Origin of the sequence: Denitrificimonas caeni DSM 24390, from assembly GCF_000421765.1 — a bacterium.
GTDB classification, from domain to species: Bacteria; Pseudomonadota; Gammaproteobacteria; order Pseudomonadales; family Pseudomonadaceae; genus Denitrificimonas; species Denitrificimonas caeni.
The window spans coordinates 79516-90474 of the sequence record NZ_ATXQ01000005.1; the positions used below are offsets into that span (position 1 = coordinate 79516).

General features: G+C 50.4%; 11 protein-coding genes. 1 reads left to right on the forward strand and 10 read right to left on the reverse strand.

Annotated elements, in window-relative coordinates; translation table 11 throughout:
• Positions 1-3: 3 nt before the first annotated feature.
• Complete coding sequence (gene leuD, locus H591_RS0108875; protein ID WP_022966599.1) at positions 4-648, reverse strand: 3-isopropylmalate dehydratase small subunit; 645 nt, start codon at positions 646-648, stop codon at positions 4-6.
• Between the two features lie 2 nt (positions 649-650).
• Entirely contained in the window at positions 651-2084 is a 1434-nt protein-coding gene (leuC, locus tag H591_RS0108880; RefSeq protein ID WP_022966600.1) for a 3-isopropylmalate dehydratase large subunit, read from the reverse strand.
• Positions 2085-2256: 172 nt separating this feature from the next.
• On the opposite strand from leuC, the gene H591_RS0108885 reads away from it, so the two are divergent.
• Positions 2257-3156: a LysR family transcriptional regulator gene (locus H591_RS0108885; protein ID WP_022966601.1), complete on the forward strand. Its 900-nt coding sequence runs from the start codon at positions 2257-2259 to the stop codon at positions 3154-3156.
• 304 nt (positions 3157-3460) lie between these two features.
• Here the strand turns inward: H591_RS0108885 and H591_RS0108890 are convergent, their stop codons facing one another.
• The 8 genes from H591_RS0108890 to H591_RS0108925 form a co-directional block, all read right to left on the reverse strand.
• Positions 3461-4432, reverse strand: a complete 972-nt coding sequence (locus H591_RS0108890; protein WP_022966602.1) for a tRNA dihydrouridine synthase — start codon at positions 4430-4432, stop codon at positions 3461-3463.
• Between the two features lie 140 nt (positions 4433-4572).
• Positions 4573-5007 (reverse strand): acyl-CoA thioesterase, encoded by a 435-nt coding sequence (locus tag H591_RS0108895; protein WP_022966603.1) that lies wholly within the window; start codon positions 5005-5007, stop codon positions 4573-4575.
• Complete coding sequence (locus H591_RS0108900) at positions 5004-5651, reverse strand: bifunctional 4-hydroxy-2-oxoglutarate aldolase/2-dehydro-3-deoxy-phosphogluconate aldolase (RefSeq protein WP_022966604.1); 648 nt, start codon at positions 5649-5651, stop codon at positions 5004-5006. The genes H591_RS0108895 and H591_RS0108900 overlap by 4 nt, the downstream gene beginning before the upstream one ends.
• 3 nt (positions 5652-5654) lie before the next feature.
• Positions 5655-7463, reverse strand: a complete 1809-nt coding sequence (gene edd, locus H591_RS0108905; protein WP_028244302.1) for a phosphogluconate dehydratase — start codon at positions 7461-7463, stop codon at positions 5655-5657.
• 47 nt (positions 7464-7510) lie between these two features.
• Positions 7511-8194, reverse strand: coding sequence for a 6-phosphogluconolactonase (locus H591_RS15115; RefSeq protein ID WP_022966606.1), 684 nt, complete (start codon positions 8192-8194; stop codon positions 7511-7513).
• A gap of 18 nt (positions 8195-8212) precedes the next feature.
• Complete coding sequence (locus H591_RS0108915; RefSeq protein ID WP_022966607.1) at positions 8213-9532, reverse strand: DEAD/DEAH box helicase; 1320 nt, start codon at positions 9530-9532, stop codon at positions 8213-8215.
• 77 nt (positions 9533-9609) lie between these two features.
• Positions 9610-10506: an EamA family transporter RarD gene (gene rarD / locus H591_RS0108920; protein ID WP_022966608.1), complete on the reverse strand. Its 897-nt coding sequence runs from the start codon at positions 10504-10506 to the stop codon at positions 9610-9612.
• Positions 10507-10644: 138 nt separating this feature from the next.
• Positions 10645-10959, reverse strand: a complete 315-nt coding sequence (locus H591_RS0108925; RefSeq protein WP_028244303.1) for a Na+/H+ antiporter subunit G — start codon at positions 10957-10959, stop codon at positions 10645-10647.

A 10959-nucleotide genomic window follows, 5' to 3' on the forward strand; every position in this document is an offset into this window, starting at 1 on the left:
AAATTAAAGTGCGCCAAACAACCATGGATTGGCTTTTTTATAACCGACTTCGAACTCACGAATCAGCTCAGCGTCTTGCAAAGTCAGACCGATATCATCCAAGCCATTAAGCAAGCAATGTTTACGGAAGGCATCCACTTCAAAAGAATACTGCACGCCATCAGGACGGGTCACGGTCTGCGCCGCAAGGTCGACGGTCAACTGATAGCCTTCAACGGCTTCTGCTTGAGCAAACAGCTCATTGACTTCATCAGCGGTTAACTCAATCGGCAACAGGCCATTTTTAAAGCTGTTGTTGTAGAAAATATCGGCAAAGCTTGGCGCGATAATCGTGCGAAAACCATACTCCTCTAGCGCCCATGGCGCGTGCTCACGACTCGAGCCACAACCAAAGTTTTCTTGCGCCAGCAACACGCTCGCACCTTGGTAACGTGGCTGATTGAGAACAAAATCAGTATTGATTGGGCGCTGACTATTGTCTTGATCAGGCTGGCCTTCATCAAGGTAGCGCCACTCATCAAATAAGTTCGGGCCAAAACCGGTGCGCTTAATGGATTTCAAAAACTGCTTCGGAATGATTTGGTCAGTGTCAACGTTGGCACGGTCCAACGGAGCAACTAAACCCTGATGTTGAGTAAAGGCTTTCATGCTTATGCTCCCTCGTTCATTAATTCACGCACATCAACAAAGTGGCCTTTCACTGCAGCAGCGGCAGCCATCGCTGGACTGACTAAGTGCGTCCTTCCGCCATTGCCCTGACGGCCTTCAAAGTTACGGTTAGAGGTTGAAGCACAATGCTCACCACTGCCCAATTTATCGGGATTCATGGCCAAGCACATGGAGCAACCTGGCTCGCGCCATTCAAAACCAGCCTCTAGGAAAATCTTATCTAAACCTTCTTCTTCAGCTTGTTTCTTCACTAAACCAGAACCCGGTACAACCAAGGCCTGAATCACATTACTGGCGACTTTACGGCCTTTCGCCACGGCTGCAGCGGCGCGTAAGTCTTCAATGCGTGAGTTGGTGCACGAACCAATAAATACGCGGTCGACTTTAATGTCAGTAATGGCTTGGTTGGCGGTTAAGCCCATGTACTTCAATGCACGGGTAATCGAATCGCGTTTGGTTGGATCAGATTCTTTTTCAGGATCTGGCACATTAGCATCGACTGGCAAGACCATTTCTGGTGACGTACCCCAGCTCACTTGCGGGATAATATCTTCAGCACGCATCTCAACGATGGTGTCAAAGTGTGCGTCAGCGTCAGAGACTAAATCTTGCCAAGCGGCTACTGCTGCATCCCAATCCGCGCCTTTAGGTGCATAAGGACGGCCTTCAACGTAGTCGATAGTTTTCTGATCCACCGCGACCATACCGACGCGGGCACCGGCTTCGATCGACATATTACATAAGGTCATGCGACCTTCCATCGACAGTTCACGAATCGCGCTACCGGCAAACTCCAGCGCATGACCGTTACCACCAGCAGTACCAATTTTGCCAATAATGGCTAAAACAATATCTTTTGCGGTGACGCCTGCCGGCACTTTGCCTTCAACACGCACTTGCATGTTTTTCATTTTCTTAGCGACTAAGCACTGAGTGGCCAACACATGCTCAACTTCAGAGGTACCGATACCGTGCGCCAAAGCAGCAAAAGCACCATGGGTTGAAGTGTGTGAGTCACCGCACACCACTGTCATACCCGGCAAGGTTGCACCCTGCTCTGGTCCAATTACATGCACGATACCTTGACGCACATCGTTCATTTTAAACTGCAGGATGCCGTACTCATCGCAGTTGTCATCCAGCGTTTGCACTTGGATACGTGAGACATTATCCGCAATCGCGGCAATCCCGCCGTCACGTTCTTTCTTAGTGGTCGGCACGTTATGGTCTGGCGTGGCAATATTGGCATCAATGCGCCAAGGTTTACGACCCGCTAAGCGCAAGCCTTCAAACGCCTGCGGTGAAGTTACTTCGTGCAAAATATGGCGGTCGATGTAAATCAACGAAGAGCCGTCATCGCGGCGTTTAACTTCGTGCATCTCCCACAACTTGTCGTACAGCGTTTTTCCAGCCATTAGACCGTCCTCATCAGTGTTATGTGCAGCGATTCGAGTTCACCAACTGCTTATGCCTCTATCCTATGAACTTTGTTGCAATAACTCAAATCGATATTTCTTATTCATTAGATTCCATTTTGGAATAGCAGTATAGTTCAAGCACCCTGTTTAGATGATTTGAGAGCAGCTTATGGACCTCGCCAGCTTGCAAACCTTTATTGCCATCGCCGAACAACGCAGCTTTTCTTTAGCGGGCGAGCGCTTGCATGTCACCCAGCCCGCAGTCAGTAAGCGCGTCGCCAGTCTTGAAGAGCAACTGGGCGTACGTTTGTTTGATCGCGTGGGCCGCGAGACACGCTTAACTGAAGCAGGACAAGCGCTATTGCCGCGCGCCTATCGCATCGTCAATGAACTGGACGATGCACGTCGTGCTTTAAGCAATCTCAGCGGCACGGTCAGCGGGCGCTTAAGTGTCGCCACCAGTCACCACATTGGTCTACGTCGCCTACCGCCGTTACTGCGAGCGTTCACTAAAAGCTATCCAGAAGTCATGCTGGATATTCGCTTTCTTGATTCAGAAGTGGCCTACGCCGATGTTCTGCACGGGCGTTGTGAGCTGGCCATTATTACCTTGTCACCGCACTGTGAAGCGCCATTAAAAGCGGTAAAAGTTTGGCAAGATGATTTAGATTTTGTCGTCGCCCCCGATCACCCGCTGGCGCAGCGTAAACGCATTAGCCTTGCTGATTTATGCGCTTATCCTGCCGTGTTTCCAGGCAGCCATACCTTTACCCGAAAAATTGCTTTGCAGTTGTTTGATCAAGCCGGTCTCACCCCCAATATCAGCATGAGTACCAACTATATGGAAACCATTAAAATGATGGTCTCGATTGGTTTGGCCTGGAGTGTCTTGCCGCACAGCATGCTGGATGAGTCGGTAGTGCGTTTGCCTATTACTGACGCTTATTTGAGTCGCGATTTGGGCTATATCGTGCACACCGAGCGCACGCTGTCGAATGCCGCGCAGGCGTTTATGCAGATGCTCAGCAACACCGATAGTAACGCCGTGATAGTGGATGCAGCCGGCTAAAGGCTTGCTACCGGGCTGCTGAGAAATTTGCGGGCAAGCGACCCGCGCTCCCAAAAAAATGCATGTAAATCTAGTCAACAATAATAATGGTCAACGAGCACTGTGCTGGGTCTGTGGTCAGCGTAGCCATGGATGGCGCAGCGCCCGAATCGAGACAGGATGTCTCGTTGAGGGATAAACAGACTTAGCGCAGTGCGGTATGTGCAATAAAAACAAACGCGGCATACTTCATGTCAACCTAAAACAATCACGAGACTGCCGCCCTGCATCGCGAATAAATTTCGCTCCTACAGTTTCGCTCCAGTTAAGCATCAAGATACTGCAACTCACCTGGCATAAAGCCAAAGAGCGGATCAATCTCTACGCAATCAGTCACTTTACGTAATTGATTAAACAACTGCTGTGCTTCTGGATAGTTACGCGTGAGCATGGCTAGCCACTGTTTCAGACGACCTGGCGCACTGCGCGGGGTTAACGACAAACGCACTTGTCGCCAGAACTCACGCAGCATCGGTTGCAGCTCTTGCCAAGTCTTTAGCTGATATTCAATCCCATCACGTGCGCAGGCAATTTGTTTAGCGAGATCTGGGCGCGACACCAAGCCACGACCGAGCATAACGTGATCAACGCCACTGACTGCACGGCAGCGATACCAATCATCTAACGTCCAAATATCACCATTGGCAAACACTGGAATACTGACGACATCCTGCACTTTCGCCACCCATTCCCAATGCGCAGGCGGTTTATAACCATCGATTTTGGTGCGCGCATGCACGACGATTTGCGCCGAACCGCCTGCCGCTAAAGCACGTGCAGAATCCATCGCACCATCGGGGCTGTCATAGCCTAAACGCATTTTAGTGGTCAGCGGAATATGGGCTGGCATACCCGCTCGCACCGCTTCAACAATCTTATAAAGCACTTCAGGTTCACGCAATAAGATCGCGCCACCATTAGAGTTATTCACAGTTTTTGCTGGGCAGCCAAAGTTCAGATCAATCACCGGAGCACCCAACTCACAGGCTTTGGCGGCGTTATCGGCAAGGGCTTGCGGGTCAGAGCCTAGCAGTTGCACACGCAATGGCGTGCCTGCTGGCGTTTTTGCGCCCTGCTCCAGTTCGGGCGCTAAACGCTGATAACTGCGCGTCGGTAAGAGCTGGTCGGTGATGCGCACAAACTCGGTTACGCACCAATCAATGCCACCCTGTTCGGTCAACACATCACGCAGAATATGATCGACCAAACCTTCCATCGGCGCTAAAGCAATTTGCACAGAACATCACTCACAAGTAATCAGGCGCCTAGTGTAAACGCCAGTCAAATAGAAGGGTATTGAATTTAATTTGGCTCTTTTAAAAGCAGCTTTGACTCAGGGTAAAGGCAGTCGTTGATCGCGCAACCAGGGAGCAAGAGTTACTCGGGCTGCATCACTACGCCATAACCCTTAATAAACTCCGCAGGCATCCGCTTCGGTCGCCCCGTCGAGAGCTCAATACAGACAAAGGTGGTTCTTGCCCGCAATAAGGTTACGCCATCAGCGGCGCGCACCAACTGAAATAAACGGTCCATCTTCAAGCGCTGATCAGAGCTGATAATCCAAGTTGCCATTTCCAACGCTTCATCAGCATAGGCGCTGGCTAGATAATCGATCTCATGACGCAGCACCGCCATGCCACGATCAAGCGCTTGGTACTCAGCAAAACCCAAACCTAAGTGTTTGGAGTGCTCCCAAGCACACTGCTCCATCCACTGCACGTACACAGCATTATTGACGTGTTCAAACTCATCAATATCGTCTGACTGCACGCACAGCGGTAATACATAGGGTTCAGGTCGATCCCAACTCATGTTAAGGATTCCAAATGCCCTGCCATGGCGCAGGCTTCACGTGCCAGCTTAGTGATTTGATCCCACGCTTGCGCCTGCACCAAACTTGCAGGCGCAATCCAAGTACCTCCGCAACAAGCCACATTCGGCAAGCTCAAATAACTCAACAGGTTATCGCGCGTCACACCGCCGGTTGGGCAAAAACTGATGCCACTAAAGGGGCCTTTAAAACTATTGAGCATGCGCACACTCGCGCCACCATTGGCTGGGAACAACTTCAAGGAGCGGTATCCATGCTCCAAAGCTGACAACACCTCTGAGGGCGTCATCACTGCAGGCAAATACGGCAGTTCTGTTTCTTGTGCGGCAAGCGCTAAACGTTCAGTAAAACCCGGACTGACGGCAAACTGTGCGCCGGCATCCATCACTTGTGCAAACTGCTCGGCATGAATAACAGTACCCGCGCCAACGATTAAATCAGGCACCTCTTGGCGAATGACTTTTAAGGCTTCGAGTGCTTGCGGCGTACGTAATGTCACCTCAATGACATTAATGCCTCCAGCACAGAGTGCCTGCGCCAAAGAAACAGCACGCTCAACATCATCAATCACGAGCACCGGCAAGACAGGATAAGCGCGGCGTAAAATATGTTCCATGGTTAGCATAAGTCAGTCCTCAAGCAAAAAGCTGGCACCTTGATCAGCGGGGCCAACCCAACGACGTTGCGCAGCAAACAGCTGCAGTCCGTAACCTTGTGCATTATTGGTCGGCGCTGGCGCCGCACTGCGTAGAGCCAATTGCGCTTCACTCACGTGCACATGCAAGACACCTAGTGTGGCATCCACCTCAATCAAGTCTCCATCTTGCAAGCGACACAGCAAACCACCTTTTGCTGCCTCTGGCGTGACATGTAAAGCTGCTAACACCTTACCTGATGCACCGGACAGCCGGCCATCAGTAATTAGTGCAACTTTCTGCCCATTGGCCTGCAAATTCGCCAATATAGGAATTAACTTGTGTAACTCAGGCATGCCATTGGCCGCTGGACCTTGAAAACGTAGCACCAACACCAAATCACCTTGCAGTTGCCCGGCACTATACGCAGCAAGCGCATCGGCCTCACAATCAAACACTCGCGCAGGTGCTTTAATCTGCCAAAACTTCTCGGCTACAGCTGAAGTTTTCAGCACCGCACGACCGAGATTACCGGCCAATAGATGCAAACCACTGTGCGCAGCAAAAGGGGCTTGGCGGCTACGAAGAATATGCTCAGGCAACACCTGCTCTGCGAGTGCGCGCCAACTGAGTTTTTGTTCCTGCAAATAAGGCTCTAAACTGTAATCACGTAAGCCCTTGCCGGCCACAGTGTAAACATCCTCGTGCAGCAAGCCCGCATCCAACAACTCGCCGAGCAGCCAAGCCACACCACCAGCCGCATGAAACTGATTTACATCGGCGCTGCCATTGGGATAGACCTGTGCCAATAACGGCACAACACTCGATAGCGTGGCCAAATCATCCCAAGTCAATTCATAGCCTGCTGCTTTAGCAATCGCTGGCAAGTGCAAAGAGTGATTCGTCGAACCGCCACTGGCCAACAAGGCCACCGCGCCATTGACCAAGGCCTTGGCATCGACTTGCATGGCCAAGGGCAAATGACGGCCACCGTGCTCGGTGTTATTGACCAGCAAACGCGCCGCTTCGTCAGTCAAGGCATGGCGCAGCGCGCTGGTGGGCGGCACAAACGCGCTGCCCGGCACATGCAAGCCCATCGCCTCCATTAACATTTGATTGCTATTGGCGGTACCATAAAACGTGCAAGTACCCGGTTCATGGTAAGCAGCAAGCTCTGCTTCTAACAGTTCAATGCGACTGACTTCACCGGCCGCGTAGCGCTCACGCACCGCCGCTTTTTCTGGATTAGACAAACCTGAACTCATCGGCCCAGCCGGTACAAACACTGCAGGTAAATGACCAAAATGCAGCGCACCAATCAACAAGCCCGGTACGATTTTATCGCAGACGCCCAAATACAAGGCACCATCAAAGACACCGTGGGTTAAACCAATCGCTGTGGCTTGGGCAATTAAATCTCGGGAAAAAAGCGACAACTGCATGCCCGGCGTGCCTTGAGTGACGCCATCACACATGGCCGGCACACCAGCAGCAAACTGGGCACTGGCACCGTACCGGTACAAGGCTTGCTTTAACTGATCGGGGTAGTTTTTCAACGGCGCATGGGCGGACAACATATCGTTGTAACTGGAGATAATTGCTACGTGCGCAGCCCCGCCTTGGCGCATGATAAGGCGCTGGTCTGTTGGCTGCGCTGCCATCACGTGAGCGAGATTAGAGCAACCATGAGCGTTATTACGTCCTTGCTCAAGCGCTATTTGCACCCTCTGCAAATACACAGTACGCCGCGAGCGCGAGCGCTCTTCTATCTGCTGGGTAATTTGTTCAACTATGGGATGCAACATGCTGACTCCCTATTTCAAGCAGCAGCGATGACACCATCACCCTCTCAAGGCGCCCAATACACCTGTACAGGTCGAGGCGCTTGCCAAAGTAAATGATAAATAGGTAAGGCTTGCGTTGTTGGATCATTGGCGAGCACACGCTCAAGCATCCGCCCTTTACTCTCACCAAATAAGAGTACGCCCAGCCATTGCGTGTTCGCTAACATCGCTAGATTAAGGGATAAGCGCACCCTCGGTTCATCAGGAGCCAGCCCCACTAGCGCAGAAGGCTGAGCAGCAAAATCGATTCCTTCGGCTAAACCTGGCATACCTGCAAACAATGAAGCGACATGACCGTCATCGCCCATGCCTAACAAACTTGCAGCAAAGGGTAAGCGTTCTTGTAACGCCTGCGCCCAGGCCACACTGGAGGCTTGGGCGTTATCAGCAAGGCGCGGCTCCAGCAACTGCGCTTCGGGTAAGGCGAGGCGCAACATCTGCGTATTACTTTGCACTGCATCTGCGGCAACCCAACGCTCATCGGTAGCGCTAATCTGCACCTGCGACCAAGGCAGCGCGCGCTGCTGCAAACATTGCAGCAACCCTTTGGGCGTTGAGCCGCCGGGCAACAGCAAGCTTGCAGAGTTTGAATCTGCTAAAGCCTGCTCAAGGCAGTCACTCAAAGTGGCGGCAAGCGCTTCATTGCACGCTTGCTGTGAGCTAAAACGATGTAATACAGCCTGAGACATAGCGACCTCCAGACCTACTTACTCTGGACTTACCACCTTTTTACGCAAAGGGGCATGACCATCACTGCTGACCAATGAAGGCCCAGTATTAGGACGGCGCTTAGGTGTTTTCTTCACAACCTTCGCCGCATCTTTTTTATTGGCAACTTTCTTCTTTTTTGTGCCTGCCGCTTTACCTGAAGCTTTAACGTTTTTCGGCCCTTGATAAACGCCTTTGAGTTCTTTAATCACTCGACGTTCAAAGGTTTGCTTCAGATAGCGCTCAACGCTGGACATCAAATTCCAGTCATTATGACAAATCAAACTGATCGCCAAACCGTCTTCACCGGCACGACCAGTACGGCCAATACGGTGCAGATACTCATCGCCTGAGCGTGGCATATCAAAGTTAATCACCATATCCAGTCCATCAATATCAAGACCGCGCGCCGCCACATCAGTGGCGACCAAGACCCGTGAAGTGCCTTGACTGAAACGCTCTAAAGCGCGCTTGCGGTCTTTCTGATCTTTATCGCCATGCAAAACATAGGCATTCACATCTTGCGCAACAAGACGACCATATAAGCGATCTGCCTGCACTCGAGTATTGGTAAATACGATGGCCTTACGGAATGGCTCATTGGTCAGTAACCAGTGCACTAGGCGCTCTTTGTGCGGCACATCATCAGCGGTAATAATTTGCTGACGCGTGCTTTCATTCAGTTCTGCAACCTGATTGACCATCAGATGCAGTGGATCTTTCAGTACGGTGTTGACCATTTCACGCAAGGCATTGCCGCCAGTGGTCGCGGAAAACAGTAAGGTTTGCTGACGATTGGCACACTCATCAACCAGACGCTGCATATCTTCAGCAAAACCCATGTCGAGCATGCGGTCTGCTTCATCAAGGATCAATACTTCAACTTGATCAAGCTTTAAGTGACCGGCATTAAGGTGTTCAATCAATCGGCCTGGCGTTGCAATCAGAATATCTGGGTCTTTACGCAGCAGCGCGCCCTGCTCTTTAAAGTCTTCACCACCGGTGATAATTCCGGATTTAATAAAGGTGAACTGTGAAAAACGCTCAACTTCAGCCAGTGTTTGTCGAGCCAACTCACGGGTCGGTAATAAAATTAATGAACGAATGGCAACTCGAGGTTTTGCTCCAGCGATAAAACGATTGAGCAAAGGCAGAACAAAAGCCGCTGTTTTCCCGCTACCGGTTCGAGCAATCACACGCAAGTCTCGGCCCTCAATCGCTGCTGGAATAGCAGCCACCTGAACAGGCGTTGGCTCAGTGAAATTCAATTCAACCAGCGCTTTCAATAGACGCTCATGCAGGGCAAGTTCAGAAAACACGGTATACCTCAAGATCATTGATCATAATAAATAACGCCCCTTGCACTCGCTCAAGGCCATCAGACACGCATTGTACTTCAGTTTAAGCGTCGAGATTGCTTAAGCAGCACTCGTACACTATCAAATACCACTAAAACTACCGCTATCCAGATCGGAATATAGGTTAACCACTCACCAGATTCAAAGACCTCACCAACCCAAAACACACTGACAAAGAATAACAAGACAGGCTCAACATAACTCAAAATACCCAGTAAACCCAAAGGCAGCAAGTGACTAGCACCTAGCATCGCACCAAAAGCCATAGCGCTGATTAACCCCAGGCCTGGCAGTAAATACCACAACTGTGGCGCAGTAGAGAACGCATCGACGGGGCCGTAATTAACGATTAAATAAATCGCTACAGGTGCTAATAGCAGCATTTCTAAAAACAAGCCGCTAAAAGCATCAAAACCCATCCAGCGTCGCAACATAAAATAAGGCGGATAGCCAACCGCACAGATTAAAGTAACCCAAGAAAATCCGCCCACTCGCCACAACTCATGAGCAATTCCTATGACAGCAAAAGTCACAGCGATACGCTGCAAGTTACGTAAGTGCTCATTGTAGAATATGCGACCAACCAGAACTAACGATAAGGGCATCAAAAAGTACCCTAAGGTTAAATCGAGCATTTGCTCATTGATTGGCGCCCAAACAAAGATCAACCATTGCACGCCTAATAAAACAGTTGTCAAAATTAATGCCAAAATCAACAAAGGTTCGCGTACTAAGCGCAGCACAGCCTGCTTAAGTGCTGCTGCTCGACCCGCAACGATTAACAGGATAAACACTGCAGGCAAAGACCATAAAACACGCTGGGCAAACACCTGTACACCATCTAAAGGTGCTAAGTACAGCGCATAGCCTGGAATAATGGCAAACACAAATGAGGCGAAAACGGACATCGCCACACCACGCCCGGATAAAAGCATATAAGGGCCTCTAAATTTTTATAAAAAAATGATTACACCGGCTGTATTTCAGCCAGTGCGAACAGGATATTTTTTGAGTAACGTACTGTTGTACGTGCAAAATTCGGCGTCACATTCGTACGCCTTTTGGACACTCTATTAATCTTTGCGATTAAAGGTTTTGACCTGCTGCTGTACTGCTGCTTTGGCCAGCATATAGGCCGATACAGGTGCGCTTAGCATCAAAAACAAGGTGATCAGTAACTCATGCACATGCAGGCCTTCATCTTTAGTGCTGAAATACAACATCGAAGCTATCAGCACACAGCCAACACCCAGCGTGGTGGCTTTAGCAGGGCCATGCAAACGCATAAAAAAGTCCGGAAAGCGATGCAAGCCGATTGATCCGACCAATGCAAAAGCACTACCAATCAATAAGAAGAATGCCACGCCATATTCAATCCAAGTTGCCAT